Below are 16,162 nucleotides of genomic sequence, written 5' to 3' on the forward strand. Positions count from 1 at the left end.
AAATAAAGCGAAGTTGTATATCAGGCGTCATCATCCGGTTCGAGCGAACCGGCGGTTGGGAAAGGTGGAACACCATCACCTTGCGAATGACTGTAGCGCAGCGCGGCGGCAAACGCAACGCCCGGCAAAGCTGGCGAGAATGCGCAATCGGATTGATACTGAGTGAGTCCATGATGGACAAGGATATTTACCGCTTAACCGGCGGATACGCTGAACTGACTCACGCCGGCCGGATGCGCCGGAACTGTCTGAGACACAATGGGAGACAACATGCTCGAACCCTGCTTCCCCGAAAACGAAGCCGAACGCCTGTCGGTATTGAATTCGCTGAACGTGCTGGATTCGAACTCGGTGGAAAAACTGGATCGTATTACACGGCTGGCGGCGAAATATTTCGGCGTCACCATTGCGCTGGTGTCACTGATCGACCGGGATCGCCAATGGTTTCTATCGCGCTACGGTCTGGATGCCCGGGAAACGCCGCGCAATATCTCGTTTTGCGGCCATGCCATCTTGCAACGTGAAGCGCTGGTGGTGCCCGACACCGCCAACGATCCGCGATTTTTCGATAACCCGCTGGTGATCGGCGGGCCGCGAATCGGCTTTTACGTTGGGCAGCCGCTGTTGTCGCTCGACGGTTTGCCGCTCGGTACCCTGTGCATTATCGACAGCCAGCCGCAGCCGTTTTCCCAGGAACAGGTGGCCGACCTGCACGATTTCGCTGCCGTGGTCGAGGAGTACCTGCAGAGCATTGAACGCCACGTCTATACCGAAAACCTGAAGTCCAACCTGCAGCGCTCGGAAGCCTTGTTCGAACAGACCTTTGCCCAGGCGGCGGTGGGGATGGCGCTGGTCTCGCTGCAGGGATACTGGCTGCGGGTCAATCCGCGCATCTGTGAAATGCTGCACTATTCCGAGCGCGAACTGATGGATCGCACCTTTCAGGACATTACCTATCCGCTCGATCTCAATACCGACCTGGAAAAACTGCAGCAGCTGCTGAGAAACGAGATCAGTACCTATTCACTAGAGAAACGCTATTTTCGCGCCGATGGTTCGATCGTATGGGTGCAGCTGACGGTGGCGTTAAACCGGCTGCCGAACGGTAAACCGGATCATTTCATCTCGGTTATCGTCGATATCAGCGAGCGCAAGGCGGCAGAGGCCGATCTGTTTGCGCTACAGCACGAGCTGGAACAACGCGTTGAAATTCGCACGCGCGAGCTTAACGTCGTGGTCAAGAAGCTCAACGAGGAGATTGAGACTCGGGTGCTTGCCGAATACCAGCTCAGCACGGAGAAGGAGCGCCTGCGCGCTATCACTGACAACATGCCGGCCTTAATCAGCCAAATCGACGCTAATGAACGCTACCTGTTTGCCAACAGCGCCTATAAAACCTGGTTTGGCCTGGAAGAGAGCCGCCTCAGGGGGATGACGGTGCGCGATTTTATGGGGGAGAACGTTTATCAGATAGCGAAACCGATGATAGACAGAGCGTTGGCGGGGGAAATGGTGAGCTTCGAAAATGAGCTCCAGACCCAACGGGGCCTGTTGATGATCCACACCACGCTGGTGCCGTGTGACGCTCAGGGGTTTTACATTCTTTCCATGGACATTACCGAGTTGAAACGCCTGCAGCAACGGCTGGAGTACGATGCCACACACGACATGCTGACCGGGTTGACCAATCGCCGCGCCTTCCTGCGTCGGTTGTCCGGCACATTGCAGGCCTGTTGCGAACAGCGGCAGATGGCGCTGATATTCATCGATCTCGATGGTTTTAAAGCCCTCAATGACAGCCATGGCCATGACTTCGGCGATCTGATCCTGAAGACGTTCGCCAGGTTGCTCAGCGCCTGCGCCGGCGAACGCCATAGCGTTTCGCGCCTGGCCGGCGACGAGTTCACAGTGATCCTGTGGCCGTTGGCGGATCCGCGGCGCGAGGTCAGCGAGTTTTGCGAAAACGTGTTGGCACGCCTGGCCGATATTTCGCAGATCGGGCCGCAGACGGTGAGCCTGTCCGCCAGCCTGGGTGCGGCGATTTCCTCGCACAATGACGTGACGGAGGAGATGCTGTTGGCCCGTGCCGACGGCGCGATGTATCAGGCGAAATTGGCCGGAAAGGGTACTTACGCCATCTGCGAGTTGTGAACGTGAAATGATGACCGTCTCGAGGTAAGCTGTTTGTTCTTTTCCTGTGGCCAGTACTCCGGATTTATTGCATGGCGTCAAATCATCAACATGAAGACTGGTTGGAACTGCGGCGTGATGACGAGACCGGCATTGAGAGCGTTAACGCCCACTTTCAGGGGCATGCCTACGATCCTCACGATCATGATGAAATGCTGGTGGGCGTTACGCAGCAGGGCTTGCAGCGTTTCAATTGCCACCGCTCGCTGCATACCAGCCGGCCGGGGCGCGCCATACTGATCGAGCCGGGTGCGGTGCACGATGGTCATGCGCCGCAGGCCGAAGGGTTTACCTATGCGATGCTCTATTTGCCCCAGCATTGGGTATCCGCGGCGATGAACCGCCGCGGATTGGGCGACGCCTCGGTATTGGAAGGCGCGTTCCACAGCACGCTGACGGAGGATCCGATTTTGGCGTCCGCGATTCAGCAGGCCTTTTTTGCCCTTCATCATGGTGAAGGGCGGCTGGCGCGCGATCAGAGCCTGGACCATCTACTGACGCTTTTGGCGCGGCATATTCGCGTCATGTCGAGTCCCCAATGCGATGACGCGTTGATTGAGATGAATCGTCTACGGGACTATCTGCATGCGCATATGGCGGATAATCCCAGTCTGGATGACCTGGCGCTTCAGTGTGGTCTGGACCGTTTCCGTCTGACTCGTCAATTTACTCGGGCTTTCGGCCAGTCGCCGCATGCTTATTTGGTTCGGTTGAGGCTGCGAGCCGCGCGGTTGTTGCTGGCGCAGGGGGAAGAACCGGCACAGGTCGCCATGCAGGTGGGATTTGCCGATCAGAGCCATTTGGGCCGCTGGTTCCAGCGTGCCTATCGTTTATCGCCGGCGGCTTATCAGCGCCAGTGCACAAACGTTCTATACCGCTGACTCGCCGATCTTCGATGATGTGCTTTTAAGAGCACAACGGAGTAGAGCGAAATATGTTTGATACCAAGATAGCGTTTATCGTGCGTGACGATCTGCAGACCTGGCAGCGGTTGAATGTGGTGGCCTTTCTGGCGACGGGCATCGCCGCCGCCGCTCCGGAAATCATCGGCGAGTGCTACGTGGATGCGCAAGGCAGACGCTACGGTGGCATTTCTGGGCAGCCGATGCTGATTTTTGCCGCAGATCTGCCGGGTTTGCAAAATGTGCATCGCAAAGGGCTGGAGCGGGAATTGACGCTGATCCCCTATGTGCACGCCATGTTTTCGACCGGACACGATGAAGCCAACCGACAGGTTTTTCTCGCTGAGGACGCGGATAATCTGGATTTGGTTGGGTTGGCGCTACGCGGGCCAAAAAAAGCAGTGGACAAAGCGATCAAAGGGTTAGCGCTTCACGGGTGAAATGCCACTATGGCGGCATTCTCGGCACGCTAATATAAATAAAATTATTGAGCGCCGGGTTAAATAATCAAGCAGGCGATTATTTGACCCGGCAAGTAATATACTATTTATCCTATTAGGTAAGTAAAAACAACTATACTGAAACAGTTTCCCGCCTCGTAGTTATTCCTTTTAAAGCCGAAACTTGATGATAAACCGATTTAATCAGTGTTAAGTCAATGAGGTTTATATGAAAACAGTCTTGCAGTATATCGAGAGAAATAAAGAGAGCTACGCCCAACTTCCGCTATTTGAGTTTCTGCGCGATGAACGGCGCACGCCGCAGGAGCGGTTGGCATTTCTGCCGCACATCGCGTTTTTTATTATGGCTTTTTCCGATCTGAATAAGTTCGTGCTGCGTGACGAAACGCCATCTATCGATAGTTATCAACGTAAAGTCAATGCGCACACCTATGAAGATGACCATCACTGGCCGTGGTACCTCGAGGATCTGCACAAACTCGGCTACAACCGCTCCGCTACGCTGGCCGCGCATTTGGAAGGGCTCTGGAGCGAAGGTACTCGGGAGAATCGACTATTGACCTATCGGCTGTGCGCGCTGATAAGCAGCCTCAGCGGGCTGGAGCGGATCGTGGTGATTGAGGCCATCGAAGCAACCGGCAACGTGCTGTTTGGGTTGACGACACCGCTGGCCAACCGAATTCAGCAGGCAACCGGCGTTGAACTGCGTTATTGCGGCGAATTTCATTTAGCGCTGGAGACCGGCCATGCCCAGCATCAGGGGCAGGATGATCTGGCCGAGACGACGTTGACCGATGCCGTCAGGCAACGTTGCATTACCCATGTCGATGGCGTTTTTGCCTGGTTCGGCGATTTTACGCATGAGATGCTTGCGAACATCAAGGCGTCTGAAAGATTGGCAAACCCGAGCTAGGTCTGAAAACTCTGCAGCCAGACGGCGAATTTCCTCACCACCTCATCGTCCCGATCGCGCAGCAGCAGGGAATAGATGCCGGTTCTGATGGTCAGCGTCGGGAACGGCGAGACCAGCCGGCCGGCCGCCAGGTGCTTGGCGCAGAACAGGTAAGGCACGACGGCCAGCCCCAGGCCGTCCTCGGCTGCCTGAATGGCGGCGAAGGTATGATCGAGTGTGAGCGGCGGCGGTGAGGCGTCCAGCGCCGTCGGGTAAGTATTCAGCCAGCTGCGCCATAAATCCTCACGGGCGCGGATGCGAATGGCGGTATGGCCGGCGAGATTGCCCGGCGCAATGACCGGCATGGCATGCAAATAGCTCTGACTGCAGACCAGCAGGCTGTCTTCCTGCAGGAAAGGGAGCGCTTTCAACCCAGAGAAGTGCGCGGGATCGCGCCGGATCGCCACGTCAAACGGCGTATTGCGATCGATGGCGCCGATGCCGGTGGTGATATCAATGGCGACTCCCGGATGAATGTCATTGAACGCCGCCAGCTTCGGCATCAGCCAGTGCATGGTGAACGTCGGCAGGCTGTGCACCACTAGCCGCGGCAGGCCGGCGCTCTCTTTCAGCGCGCTTTCCGCGGCAAACAATTCGCTTATCACCCGGGAGGCGGAACGGGAAAAGTTCTCGCCGGCCTGCGTCAGCCGCACGGACTTATGCCCGCGATAAAACAGCTTGGTCCCCAGCTGTTCTTCCAGGCTGCGAATATGGCGGCTAATTGCGCCCGTGGTGAGAAACAGTTCATCCGCAGCGGCGCTGAAGCTGCCAAGACGGGCGGCGGCTTCGAATGCGGACAGGTGCGGCAGGGAGTGGACTTTTTTCATAGGTTGAGTTTAGCTCAACCAAATGAGGGACGAAAGATCGTTTGTCAGCCGTTGATTTTGCTCACTATTATGGCGCATCCTTCCCGCGTTGCCGAGCGTGCCATGTTAAGCGTTGTCCCGTCTGTTATCCGTGTTAGTCGAGTCATCCTCACCTATCGATGGGCAGAGGGGCGGCACTGAATGCGGGCTTTCTATCTGCTTTGCGCGAGCCGGGCGGGCCTCTGTCTGGGCACCATGATGTTCGCCGGCGCGTTGCCGACCATCCGAAGCGAGTGGCAGCTCGACGCCGCCTCTGCCGGCACGGTGCAGACGGTGTTCAGCCTCACTAACGCCCTGGCATTGCTGGTGGCTTCCTGGTGGTGCGATTCGTTGGGCGCGCGCCGGGTTTATCTGCTGTTTTCCTGGCTGGGCGCTGTGGCGTTGGCGTTGTTTTCCGCCTTTGCTCATTCGTATGTCGGCGCGTTGATATTGATGGCTTTCGTCGGCCTGACGCAGGGCGGGGCCTATACGCCGGCGCTGCTGTTGGCGATGGGGATGAACGGCCCGGCGCGGCGCGGGTATGCCATCGGTCTGGTCCTGGCGGCCAGTTCGTTGGGATATTTCCTGTCGGTTTTCATCGCCGGCTGGAGCGCCATGCGCTGGGGATCCGGCGTGGCCTTCTCCCTGTGTGCCGCCGGCGCATTGCTGGGGGCGCTAGCCGGTTCGTTGGCCTTGTCCAGCTATCAGGAGCCGCGCCCGCACGCCATGGGAAGGAAGGCGAAGCGTGAGCGCTATGGCATCACCTATGTGACCCTGCTGTTGCTGATCGGGTATATCGCCCATAGCTGGGAGCTGCTCGGCAACTGGGCCTGGGCGCCAAGCCTGGTCAGTGAAGCATTGAGCGGTTTCCCTCTGGATCCGCTGAGCGCCGGCTTGATCGTTGCGGCGGCGATCCACCTGGCGGGCATGCTCGCCACGTTGATTGTCGGCACCGTTTCCGACTATTTCAATCGCGCGTCGGTGCTGATGTTTATGGGCGCCGCCGGTGCGCTGGGATCGCTGCTGATGGGGTGGTCGGCGAGCTGGGGACCGGGCTGGACGCTGCTGGTGGTCAGCCTGGGCAGTTTCTTTATCCTCGGCGACTCTGGCGTGCTGTCGGCCGCCATGGCGGACAATGTGCCGCCGCAGCAGCTCGGCAGCGTGATGGGTTGGCGATCGCTGTTGGGATTCGGCATCGGTTCCTTCGCCCCCTTATCCTTTGGCGTCGTGATGGATGCCACCCAGAGCTGGAGCACGTCTTATGCCGTGTTGGCCGGCGGCGGCGGGGTAGCCTGTCTGACGGCCTGGCTGCTTTGGCGTGAGGCGCGAGCATCATCAGATGAATGAGACAAAATCACGCATTGTTATCGCACTCTCCCATTACGGATTAGCGTTGTAACGCGCTCAACGTCGCTGCAGTTTTTTGCGCGGTCGGCGAGGCTCTTATATATTTAGTAGCATGCCTGAGGCAGGTTAGGCATGACGCGACGGCCGCTGGCCGCTGCAAGTACGACAGTTAATCCGTTCGCCAAGAGGCTGCGAGCCGGTGCTTTCGGTAGGGACAGCCGCCAATCGTTTTTACGGCGACCGAAGGCGGAGCAGCTACTCACAGGTCACGAGGACACTTACCATGCATAAGAGAACACTGGCGTCACTGCATTACGAAAACATGCCTTACGATGGGGTGCACTTTCATATTTTGAAACGGGAGACGCCTGGCCATACGGCGTTGCTGAAGCTGGATGCGGGCAGCCGACAACCGGCGCGCTTTCATCCGGGGTGGGTGAAGCTGATGGTGTTGAGCGGTGAGATGAAGGTTGACGATCAGACGCTGCAACCTCATGAAATGTTAATTATTCCCGCCAATACCGCCTATACGGTGCAGGCTATTACGGAAGTGATTTGTCTGGCGATTTCCGAACTGGACGGCGCCGAACTGGCCCGTTGATGGGATAACGGCAATGGATAGAGGAGAGCCTAGGCGCTCTCCATATCCATTCAGCGTTGAGCCGCCCCCCAGGCTGAGCTGTCTGCTGATTGATGCGTACACCTCCTGACTTATGCCACCGCGCTTTCCCTTTCCATCACTTTCGGCCACGTCGCCCCCGCAACGTGCCGCCATTGCGCAGCGCCTGCGCAACGTCATCGCCTCCGTTTTACGCAGAACGATGAAATGTTGGTGTAAATAGTGTGTTTCTTCGCATAAGGCCCCTGGTGTGGCTTGCGAGAACGTCACTATATGGAGGATCATGCGACCTCTCTATCAAATAAAAGACATTCGCGTTATCAAAAGGGACAAACGACCATGGGATTCGACGTCGACAACGCCGAAATAAAACGCATCGACCTCAGCGGCCACGAAAACTCCGCGTTCGAGGTGACGGGGCTGGTGAAACACTATCCGGCGGGCTTTGTCATTCCTTACCACTCGCATAAACGCTGCCATTTGCTCTATTCGCAACAGGGCGTGATGGCGGTCGAGGCGAGCTGCGGGCGTTGGATCGTGCCGCCTACCACCGCAGTCTGGCTGCGACCGGGGGTAGAACATCAACTGGTCATGCAGAGTAACATTTGCGTTTACGGGATTTTTGTCGATGAATTCACCGCTGAGCGGTTGCCGTTGCGCGATGGCGTCTTGCAGGTGTCACCGCTGCTGCGCGAGCTGATCGCCCAGCTGGCGACGTTGGCGCCAGAGGGCGAGGAGACTAAACGCCACGCGCTGCTCAGAGCCTTGTTCCTGGAGGAGCTGAGCCTGCAGCCGCAGCTGGCGCTGCATCTTCCCTGGCCGATGGAGGCGAGAATGGCCGAGATTTGCCGGCAGTTGGTCATCACGCCGGCCGACGATCGCGGCATTGAGATCTGGGCGGATTCATTGTCGATCAGTGCGAAAACCTTTCAGCGTCACTTCACTCAACAAACCGGCATCACCTTCGGCCAGTGGAAACAGCGCTTGCGGCTGCTGTCGTCGATCCCGCTGTTGCTGGCGGGCAACTCGATCATCCATGCCGCTTTCGAAAGCGGCTACGAGAGCCACAGCGCCTATTCAGTGGCGTTCAAAAAACTGTTTGGCGTTTCGCCTTCGCGCTTTACGCTATAGCCGTTCGCATCGCGCGCTTCTCCTATGGATTGAAGCAACCTAATGACGTATAAAGCAAAGCAGTCAACCGCCGAGGCCGCTTCCCGTGATAAAAGTTGTCCTGTATCTGATTCTTGCCGTGACGATCGCCATTATTGCGGCAAGAGCCATCTTTCGTTTGCCTGATATTTCCCAGCGTCCGCCACAGGCGGCATTGCCGGCGGATCCCGCTGCCCAGCTGCCGGCTCGGGCCGCCGAACTGATGGCGGCACATCCGGGCCTGAGCGGCGTGGTGCCGCTGGTCAGCGGGCACGATGCGTTCGCCAGCCGCCTGGCGCTGGCGCGGATGGCGGAAAGGTCGATCGACGCCCAGTACTATATCTGGCATAACGACACCTCCGGGCAGATCCTGCTGAAAACCCTGTATGACGCGGCTCAACGCGGCGTGCGCGTGCGTCTGCTGCTGGACGATAACGGCGTCGCCATGGACGAGACTCTGGCGGCGTTGAACGCCCAGGAAAACGTCGAGATCCGCCTGTTCAACCCGTCAACGGTGCGCACGCCGAAGCTGGCCGGCTACGCCTTTGACTTTATGCGCATGAACCGGCGCATGCATAACAAGTCTTTCATCGTCGACGGCGCCGTGGCGATCATCGGTGGCCGCAACATCGGCGACGAATATTTTCAGGTCGGCGACGAAAACTATTTCCTCGATCTCGACGTGTTGAGCGCGGGCAGCGTGGTGGCGGAGACCGCCGAGGTCTTCGACCGCTACTGGAACAGCGCCTCGGTGTTTGGCGTTGAGCAGATTATCAAGGGCAAAGGCAACCTCTCGGCATTCCTGACGCAGGCCGCCGCGACCGAAAGCAGCGAACGCGCCCGCAAGCTGGCGGTGCAGTTGGAAACCAGCGCGGTGCGCTTCCGCGATGGCGCCGTACAGCCTGAATTCACGACGGTGCAGCTGGTGGCCGACGATCCGGCGAAAGGTCTGGGCAAGGCCGCGCACGATCGTTTGATGGTGACGCAGCTCGGTAAGATCATCGGTGGCGTCAACCAGCAGTTGGAGCTGGTTTCCGCCTATTTCGTACCGGGGCGGGAAGGGGCGGCCTTCTTTGAATCGCTTGCCAGGCAGGGGAAATCCATACGCGTGCTGACCAACGCGATGAACACCACCGACGTGCTGGTGGTCCATGCCGGCTACGCCAAATACCGCCGCGATCTGCTGCAGGCGGGCGTGGAACTGTTCGAGCTGAAGCTGCGCGCCGGCCAACCGACGGGGCGCAAGGAACTCAAACCGCTGGGGCTGTCCGGCGCGGCGCTGCACGCGAAAACCTTCGCCATCGACGATAAACGGGTGTTTATCGGCTCGTTCAATTTTGACCCGCGCTCGGCGCACCTGAACTGCGAAATGGGCTTTTTGATCGACAGCCCGACGTTGGCGGCCGACACCCGCCAACTGTTTGATGGCCCGCTCGAGTACGCCGCCTATCGGCCAGCATTGACACCCGAGGGCAAAATGGTGTGGAACGAAGCCTTCGAAGACGGCCACACCGAGGTACACCAGCAAGAGCCCGGCGCCGGCTGGGTAAAACGCATCGTTCTCACCGTGGCCGGCTGGCTGCCGATCGAGTGGATGCTGTAACGGCGGTGAATGCCGCCGCCGCCCGTTGAGCCAACCGTTGCAAGGGAACCAATCCTGCGCTTATCGGTTGGCTTCAGCATCACCAGAGAGTTTAAAAGTAAACAACACTGTTTCATTAACGCTGCCTGGTACCCAGCAGCTGCGTGCGATAGCGCTTTTGGTGTCGCGATAGAATTCCGGTGTGCCCGTTAGCACGATATTTCTGGCTTTACCCTTATCATCAACATCAAACGTTGCGCTCACTTCGCCTTCACGTTTTTCAGCCTTCGCAGAGGCGGAATAGTATGGCCGCTCATAAAAGACTTGTCCGTCGCATCCCAGGTTAGGCGGTTGCTTTGCCATTGGAACATTGCTGCCTGCACGCCAGGCATAGACGCAATCGTTCACCGCACTGGCTTTTTCACAGCCATCAGGTTGCAATGGCGCGCAACCGGCAAGTGCCAGGCTCAGCGAGATGAGGGTGAATCGTGACATGGCGTTTCCTGCATGTTCTATCAATCAGATAACGCATATTTTCGCTTAGCACAGGGTATTTAGAAAGAGAAATCATGCAGCTTTCGCTAGGGTATTAATCATTCTTTTCTTAAGCTAATACTCTATTCGAAAATATGAGGGTAAATAGTTGTCCGGGGTGGGGTTAATTCTTTGGTTAATTATATCCATTATTTTACTTTACCATTGAAATCATTGGAGATAACAATTGTTTCACAGGGCATTAAAATAGAAAAAATAACCAATTAGATTATTATTTCTTGTAATTTCCTCGACAAAAACCAAAGGATCTTCCACCATGCGCATGATGAAAGCCGCCGCCTTTATAAAGCCACGGCGGGTTGGCGCTTCGGCAATGTTATCGACGGTACCCAGGCTGAATATGTACTGGTGCCTGATGCTGAAGCCAATTTGGCGCTCATACCGGACGGTCTGACGGATGAACAGGTGCTGATGTGCCCGGATGTGATGTCTACCGCGTCGCGCAGCCGGAACAGCGTCTGCGGGTTCCACACCAGCATGGCGCTGAAGTTCTCCAGCGCGAACCGTTCGACGCCACACTCATCGCGCCACGGCGGACGGCGCCTGGCGGCATGGGGAGCTACGGGCTCGGCGGTCGCATGTGAAGCAAGACAGAATTCAGATCGCTGATTGAGCTCATGGCGGATAACATTTCCGCCATGCAAAAATTATGGCGTTTCATCTGGCACTGAGATAAGCCAGGGTGTAGCTGAGCCATTTTTTATGGCTTCAATATAATTTTCTGCCAAAATCTGATTTTTTGCAGATATTTCACAGAACATTACCAGCTGGCCGAATAGTTCAGTGTCATCATTGATTTCATTAGGGATTGCTTCCGGAACGAATGTAACTGCGCGTTTAGACAACGTTCGCACGGTGAATTTTTTACCAATGACAGGTAGGTCATCAAACGCATTAACACCTATCTCAAGTGAATTTAGAGAGGGTGAGTAGACGGCATACCAATATTTTTTATAGCAAAAAATACCACTTTTGAATTCTGGCATTTCTTTGAAATCAATTGAGTTTTCCGTTTTTATTCGCTTTATGGCAGCTAATATATACTTTTTCGTTGAGTATACATCCTTGATTAAGATGGCAACACATAAAGAAAAAAAGCCTGCTGCAATAAAAGAAAATATGGCAATCAGAATGCTAGTGCCAGAAAGGTCTGAATTTAACAAGAAAATTATAACAATGCCGATAACTAGAGAGGAGGCTATATTTATCAACCCATCTTTGCTTTTTATTTCCTTCTTGAACTTCACAATGAAATAAATTAATGCAACAAAGACTAAACCATAAAAAAAGAGTAGTGACCGATCGGGCATGATTCCATTCGCCAAAAAATTGATATTACGTTTAATTTATAGTAATGGTTTAAAATAAGCAATATCAGGTTTGATTTTCAACCGTTATGGCAGGAGTCACATCAACTCAAATCTGAACCTTGGTGAGTCTCTTGTCTCCAAATTTCACGTAGCGCGATCAAAAAGGAGGGCATTTTGACCTGTTTTGCAGAGTTGCTGAATCTATTCCAGACGCTTGAAGTTGAACTGCATCGGCCAACGGTGCGCCGCGATCCGCAGCGCGTCGCGGCATTGCTGCATGATGACTTTGAAGAAATTGGTCGTTCAGGGCTGCGTTATGACAAACGCCAAACCGTTGCGGCGCTGGAAATGGAAACTGAACATCCGCAGATTTTTGCCGAAGGTTTTAAGCTGGCGCAAATCAGTGAAGGTGCTGTGTTGCTGACGTATAAAAGTTTTCAGCGTGATGCGCAGGGCCGCATCAGCCGTTGCACCGAGCGTTTATCAATTTGGATCCTGACAGAAAAAGAGGGTTGGCAAATGCGGTTTCATCAAGGTACGCCGACTGATGATTGATTGCGTTTAAAAGCGGCCGAGTGACAGTAAGCCTGGCGGGAAAACGGGATATCAGAGGGATAAGGTTGAAGGGTGAGGTGAGAGATAATGTGCAGGGCTAATCCCGGTGCGTATTCAGTTATTTCATTTAACATAATATACATTATGCGCACCAAGGTAAGGATACACGTATTCTGGCGTCCAGGCCTGATTCATGGGGTTTCTCCTGCGGCCAACCAAGTCCGCGCCAGTTGCTCATGCCTTTGAACAAATTCGTTTTTCGGCCGGCCATAGGCCTCTGGTTTTTACCTACAGGCTTCCGCAGTCTCCGCGTTGATACTTGCGCAGATAATCTCTGAACGCCAAATGTCTGATCGCCTGTTCACTTCCCGCATTACGTGGTGCGTGCGATTGTCGTTTCCCTTGATGTCGTAACGCCTGCCGGCAATCCCCGTTCTCGCCACGCGGCGTATATTCTATTTGCCGTTCACGCCAGCCACTATCTCGCGTAGTTTCAGCGCTTCACCTTTATAACGTTCCACCCGCTGCGGATCATAAGCCTCGACCGTGCTGATGCACGCTGCCATTGTCCACTTCATTAATGATGACTGGACATAATTTTCAATGGCGTATACCTGCCGGTATTGGCCAGGAACCCCCCTGCTTTTTTGATCGCGCTACGTGAAATCTGAGAAAATTCGGCAGCTACGATACTGCAGATTTCTCCCAAACGCGTCTCTTAAACGAGCACTATTTGCATGCTAAATGCACATGGCGTGTGTTTGCATCGCTTCCGACACCAATCACGGTATTGGCTATACTGAATGGGACATTTTTCTGCATCCTTCAGGAGCATTTCCATGTTTGATCATGTGAAATTTGGCGTTAGCGACTTCGCCCTCAGCAAAGCGTTTTTCCTCACTGCGCTGGCGCCGCTGGGCGTAAAGGTCGTGGCCGAAGGTGAACCCGCATACGGCGTTGAAATGTGTCCCGATCGAGGTAACGTTTCCTTATGTCTGTTTCAGACCGATGAAAAACCGGCGCATCTGCACCTGGCATTTGCCGCCAGCAGCCGTGAACAGGTCGATGCGTTTTACCACGCCGCGCTAAACGCCGGCGGCAAAGACAACGGCGCGCCCGGTTTGCGGCCCCAATACCATGCCCACTACTATGCGGCATTTGTGATCGCCCCGGATGGCCATAATATCGAGGCGGTTTGCCATACCTCGAAGGACTAGTGATTTTCCCAGCTAAAACAGCATATTAACTATGTGATGATGCTTTCTATTTAACATAACACAGATGTGACGTCGTCACTTAATGTTACCCCGTCACGTCTATCCACTCTGCTCCAGTGATGCTGGCGAGCCGTTGTGGCGTAATTCTCACGCCTGAATTATCGCTACCGCCTGCCGGAAGCACTTCATCGTAATCACGCAGGCTGCGATCGCAGTAAATTTTCACCGTTTCCGGTGCGGCAAAGGGGCAAACGCCGCCGGGCGGATAGCCGGTCAGCGCCTCCACCTCCTCTGCCGGCAGCATGCGCGCCTTTACGCCGAAGTATTGCTTGTACTTTTTGTTGTCGATCCGGGCGGTTCCCGCCATCACCAACAGCACCACGCCGTCGTTCACGCGAAACGACAGCGTCTTGGCGATCTGCCCACTCTCAACGCCAAAGGCTTCCGCCGCCAGCGCCACCGTCGCGGTGTTCTTTGCCAACACCGTTACCGTCGCTTCCGGTGCGTGCTCGGTCAGAAATCGCTGAACGCGTTCTATGCTCATGCCCTTCCTCCTGGTATTGCTAACCCATTGATAATGCCGAAGTGATGGTTTCGGTTTTAACATCGCATGCTAAAAATGAGAATCAAAATTGTTCAAATCGCTGAATCTGAACAAAGCTTTAAGAGGTCAATGCCCTTTTTACTCATCATTTTTCATGGAGATACCTGAATGACCACGCAAACGACAGCAAGGCCTTCAGCGGCTGCGGTGGCCGTCTATGAATGGCTCAACCCGATACCCTATGGGTTTTTCACTGCGGCGCTGATTTTCGACATTATCTATGCCTGCACGGCGAATATTCAGTGGGTCAATGGTGCCGGTTGGCTGATCGCCATCGGCCTGGTTTTTGCCATTATTCCCCGGCTGATTAACCTGGTGCAGGTGTGGTTCGGCAGCAGCCGCCGGCTGGGAGCATCGGTCAAACTCCACTTCTGGTTGAATCTGATCGCCATCGTTCTCGCCATCGTCAACGCTTTCGTGCATAGCCGTGATGCGTATGCTGTGGTGCCGCAAGGTGTGGTGCTGTCTGCCATCGTGGTCGCGCTGCTTAGCCTGGCTAATATTCTGCTGGCCCTTGCTGCCCGTGCAAAATAAGGAGGTTTTCATGAAGCTATCATCCCTGGCGCTCTCTCTGGCTGCCGTTTTGGCAGTGGCAGGTTGTGATAACAGCGCCGTCATTTCGCCAGAGCAACAAATGGGCCCGGATCCGACGTTGCCGGCGGCGCAAAACTTCCTGATCCCGCCGATGCAGGTGCCTAAGGGCGTGGGCTGGCAACAGAACCAGATGCCGAAAGTGGCCGAAGGCTTGAAAATCGAAAAGGTGGCGGACGGTTTACTGCATCCGCGCCAGTTGCTTACCCTGCCCAACGGCGATGTGTTGGTAGTGGAAGCCAACGGGCCGGGCACCGAAGCGGTAAGCACGACCAAGCAACTGATCGCCGGCCTGGTGAAAGGCCAATCCGGTAAAGGCGGCAAAGGCGGCAACCGCATCACCCTGCTACGCCCCACTGCCGACGGCAGTTGGGAAAAGCATGTTTTCCTCGAGGGGCTCGATTCCCCATTCGGCGTCCAGCTGATTGGCAACACGCTGTACGTGGCCAACACCGGCAACATCATGCAGTACGCCTATCAGCCGGGTGAGACGCGCATCAGCGATGCGGGTAAAGAGCTGGCCGACCTGCCGGACACCATCAATCACCACTGGACCAAGGCGCTGTTGGCCAGCCCAGACGGGAAGAAGCTGTATGTCGGGGTGGGTTCCAACAGCAACATCACCGAGAACGGCCTGGCCGTAGAGTACCGGCGCGCCGCCGTGCTGGAAGTCGACACCGCCTCCGGCGCCAGCCGCATTTTTGCCAGCGGCCTGCGCAACCCGACCGGGCTGCAGTGGGAGCCGCACAGCGGCAAGCTGTGGGCTATCGTCAACGAGCGTGACGAGATCGGCGCCGATCTGGTGCCGGACTACCTGACCTCGGTGCAGGACGGCGGCTTCTACGGCTGGCCTTACAGCTACTTTGGTCAGCATGTCGATCGGCGGGTGCAGCCGGCGCGGCCGGATCTTGTGGCGAAAGCCATCAAGCCGGACTACGCGCTCAGCTCGCACGTCGCGCCGCTGGGGCTGCTGTTCTACACCGCGAGCGCTTTGCCGGCCGACTATCGCGGCGGCGCCTTTATCAGCGAACACGGCAGTTGGGATCGATCGCCGCTGAACGGCTACCGGGTCAGCTATGTGGCGTTTGAACAAGGCAAGCCGGTTGGCAAGCTCAAAGCGGTGGTCACCGGCTTTGTCTCCGACGACGAGAAGGAACTCTATGGCGCCCCGGTGGGGTTGGCTGTCGATAAGACCGGCGCTTTGCTGGTTGCGGATGACGTCGGCAATACCGTTTGGCGCGTCAGCGCCAAATAAGGTTAACGGTCGGGTTCAGGCGAACCCG

17 protein-coding genes and 1 riboswitch are annotated in these 16,162 nt (G+C 55.9%); of the genes, 12 read left to right on the forward strand and 5 right to left on the reverse strand.

The annotated features are described in order from the left end of the window. Positions 1–14: 14 nt before the first annotated feature. A riboswitch (Fluoride riboswitch) is annotated at positions 15–89 on the reverse strand. A gap of 181 nt (positions 90–270) precedes the next feature. From AC6BYQ_RS00505 to AC6BYQ_RS00520, 4 genes are all read left to right on the forward strand, one after another. Further along, complete coding sequence (locus tag AC6BYQ_RS00505; protein ID WP_019455347.1) at positions 271–2,151, forward strand: PAS domain S-box protein; 1,881 nt, start codon at positions 271–273, stop codon at positions 2,149–2,151. Positions 2,152–2,222: 71 nt separating this feature from the next. Next, positions 2,223–3,071 (forward strand): AraC family ligand binding domain-containing protein, encoded by an 849-nt coding sequence (locus AC6BYQ_RS00510; protein WP_498056078.1) that lies wholly within the window; start codon positions 2,223–2,225, stop codon positions 3,069–3,071. 53 nt (positions 3,072–3,124) lie between these two features. Next, positions 3,125–3,532 (forward strand): DUF2000 domain-containing protein, encoded by a 408-nt coding sequence (locus AC6BYQ_RS00515; RefSeq protein WP_019455349.1) that lies wholly within the window; start codon positions 3,125–3,127, stop codon positions 3,530–3,532. A gap of 229 nt (positions 3,533–3,761) precedes the next feature. Next, complete coding sequence (locus AC6BYQ_RS00520) at positions 3,762–4,466, forward strand: hypothetical protein (protein WP_498056079.1); 705 nt, start codon at positions 3,762–3,764, stop codon at positions 4,464–4,466. Here the strand turns inward: AC6BYQ_RS00520 and AC6BYQ_RS00525 are convergent. After that, on the reverse strand, positions 4,463–5,332 hold the full coding sequence (locus AC6BYQ_RS00525; protein WP_498056080.1) for a LysR substrate-binding domain-containing protein: 870 nt from the start codon (positions 5,330–5,332) through the stop codon (positions 4,463–4,465). The two genes, AC6BYQ_RS00520 and AC6BYQ_RS00525, sit on opposite strands and share 4 nt — an antisense overlap. Positions 5,333–5,512: 180 nt before the next feature. Between AC6BYQ_RS00525 and AC6BYQ_RS00530 the strand changes: the two genes are divergently transcribed. From AC6BYQ_RS00530 to AC6BYQ_RS00545, 4 genes are all read left to right on the forward strand, one after another. Next, positions 5,513–6,697: an MFS transporter gene (locus AC6BYQ_RS00530; protein WP_498056081.1), complete on the forward strand. Its 1,185-nt coding sequence runs from the start codon at positions 5,513–5,515 to the stop codon at positions 6,695–6,697. Between the two features lie 283 nt (positions 6,698–6,980). Next, positions 6,981–7,298 carry a cupin domain-containing protein gene (locus tag AC6BYQ_RS00535; RefSeq protein WP_019455354.1) on the forward strand — a complete coding sequence of 106 codons (318 nt, stop codon included), beginning with the start codon at positions 6,981–6,983 and terminating at the stop codon, positions 7,296–7,298. Between the two features lie 357 nt (positions 7,299–7,655). Then, entirely contained in the window at positions 7,656–8,447 is a 792-nt protein-coding gene (locus AC6BYQ_RS00540) for an AraC family transcriptional regulator (protein ID WP_019455355.1), read from the forward strand. 85 nt (positions 8,448–8,532) lie between these two features. Beyond that, a complete protein-coding gene (locus AC6BYQ_RS00545; RefSeq protein WP_063919464.1) occupies positions 8,533–10,068 on the forward strand; it encodes a phospholipase D family protein in 1,536 nt (511 codons plus the stop codon). 60 nt (positions 10,069–10,128) lie between these two features. Here the strand turns inward: AC6BYQ_RS00545 and AC6BYQ_RS00550 are convergent, their stop codons facing one another. The 3 genes from AC6BYQ_RS00550 to AC6BYQ_RS00560 form a co-directional block, all read right to left on the reverse strand. Beyond that, on the reverse strand, positions 10,129–10,542 hold the full coding sequence (locus tag AC6BYQ_RS00550) for an energy transducer TonB (protein ID WP_071532856.1): 414 nt from the start codon (positions 10,540–10,542) through the stop codon (positions 10,129–10,131). Between the two features lie 231 nt (positions 10,543–10,773). Further along, the gene (locus AC6BYQ_RS00555) at positions 10,774–11,121 is read right to left on the reverse strand and encodes a hypothetical protein (RefSeq protein ID WP_498056324.1); all 348 of its coding nucleotides are present in this window, start codon (positions 11,119–11,121) and stop codon (positions 10,774–10,776) included. A gap of 128 nt (positions 11,122–11,249) precedes the next feature. Continuing rightward, on the reverse strand, positions 11,250–11,912 hold the full coding sequence (locus tag AC6BYQ_RS00560) for a hypothetical protein (RefSeq protein ID WP_498056082.1): 663 nt from the start codon (positions 11,910–11,912) through the stop codon (positions 11,250–11,252). A 174-nt stretch (positions 11,913–12,086) separates the two neighbouring features. Here AC6BYQ_RS00560 and AC6BYQ_RS00565 point away from each other — a divergent pair, with 174 nt between their 5' ends. Then, on the forward strand, positions 12,087–12,467 hold the full coding sequence (locus AC6BYQ_RS00565) for a nuclear transport factor 2 family protein (RefSeq protein WP_019455363.1): 381 nt from the start codon (positions 12,087–12,089) through the stop codon (positions 12,465–12,467). An 839-nt stretch (positions 12,468–13,306) separates the two neighbouring features. After that, positions 13,307–13,684, forward strand: coding sequence for a VOC family protein (locus tag AC6BYQ_RS00570; RefSeq protein ID WP_440529664.1), 378 nt, complete (start codon positions 13,307–13,309; stop codon positions 13,682–13,684). Between the two features lie 85 nt (positions 13,685–13,769). On the opposite strand, the gene AC6BYQ_RS00575 is transcribed toward AC6BYQ_RS00570, so the two are convergent. Beyond that, positions 13,770–14,228, reverse strand: a complete 459-nt coding sequence (locus tag AC6BYQ_RS00575; RefSeq protein ID WP_019455365.1) for a YbaK/EbsC family protein — start codon at positions 14,226–14,228, stop codon at positions 13,770–13,772. Positions 14,229–14,396: 168 nt separating this feature from the next. Between AC6BYQ_RS00575 and AC6BYQ_RS00580 the strand changes: the two genes are divergently transcribed. Further along, positions 14,397–14,822 (forward strand): DUF2231 domain-containing protein, encoded by a 426-nt coding sequence (locus tag AC6BYQ_RS00580; protein WP_063919476.1) that lies wholly within the window; start codon positions 14,397–14,399, stop codon positions 14,820–14,822. 10 nt (positions 14,823–14,832) lie between these two features. Further along, positions 14,833–16,134: a PQQ-dependent sugar dehydrogenase gene (locus AC6BYQ_RS00585; RefSeq protein ID WP_498056083.1), complete on the forward strand. Its 1,302-nt coding sequence runs from the start codon at positions 14,833–14,835 to the stop codon at positions 16,132–16,134. Positions 16,135–16,162 lie beyond the last annotated feature (28 nt).

The organism is Serratia sp. LTN-2 (genome assembly GCF_059740205.1).

Coding starts and splice junctions, on each gene's coding strand:
- AC6BYQ_RS00550 (WP_071532856.1), bottom strand. CDS start 10,542: ATGTCACGATTCACCCTCATCTCGCTGAGCCTGGCACTTGCCGGTTGC.
- AC6BYQ_RS00535 (WP_019455354.1), top strand. CDS start 6,981: ATGCATAAGAGAACACTGGCGTCACTGCATTACGAAAACATGCCTTAC.
- AC6BYQ_RS00585 (WP_498056083.1), top strand. CDS start 14,833: ATGAAGCTATCATCCCTGGCGCTCTCTCTGGCTGCCGTTTTGGCAGTG.
- AC6BYQ_RS00510 (WP_498056078.1), top strand. CDS start 2,223: ATGGCGTCAAATCATCAACATGAAGACTGGTTGGAACTGCGGCGTGAT.
- AC6BYQ_RS00540 (WP_019455355.1), top strand. CDS start 7,656: ATGGGATTCGACGTCGACAACGCCGAAATAAAACGCATCGACCTCAGC.
- AC6BYQ_RS00505 (WP_019455347.1), top strand. CDS start 271: ATGCTCGAACCCTGCTTCCCCGAAAACGAAGCCGAACGCCTGTCGGTA.
- AC6BYQ_RS00525 (WP_498056080.1), bottom strand. CDS start 5,332: ATGAAAAAAGTCCACTCCCTGCCGCACCTGTCCGCATTCGAAGCCGCC.
- AC6BYQ_RS00530 (WP_498056081.1), top strand. CDS start 5,513: ATGCGGGCTTTCTATCTGCTTTGCGCGAGCCGGGCGGGCCTCTGTCTG.
- AC6BYQ_RS00580 (WP_063919476.1), top strand. CDS start 14,397: ATGACCACGCAAACGACAGCAAGGCCTTCAGCGGCTGCGGTGGCCGTC.
- AC6BYQ_RS00575 (WP_019455365.1), bottom strand. CDS start 14,228: ATGAGCATAGAACGCGTTCAGCGATTTCTGACCGAGCACGCACCGGAA.
- AC6BYQ_RS00515 (WP_019455349.1), top strand. CDS start 3,125: ATGTTTGATACCAAGATAGCGTTTATCGTGCGTGACGATCTGCAGACC.
- AC6BYQ_RS00560 (WP_498056082.1), bottom strand. CDS start 11,912: ATGCCCGATCGGTCACTACTCTTTTTTTATGGTTTAGTCTTTGTTGCA.
- AC6BYQ_RS00520 (WP_498056079.1), top strand. CDS start 3,762: ATGAAAACAGTCTTGCAGTATATCGAGAGAAATAAAGAGAGCTACGCC.
- AC6BYQ_RS00570 (WP_440529664.1), top strand. CDS start 13,307: ATGTTTGATCATGTGAAATTTGGCGTTAGCGACTTCGCCCTCAGCAAA.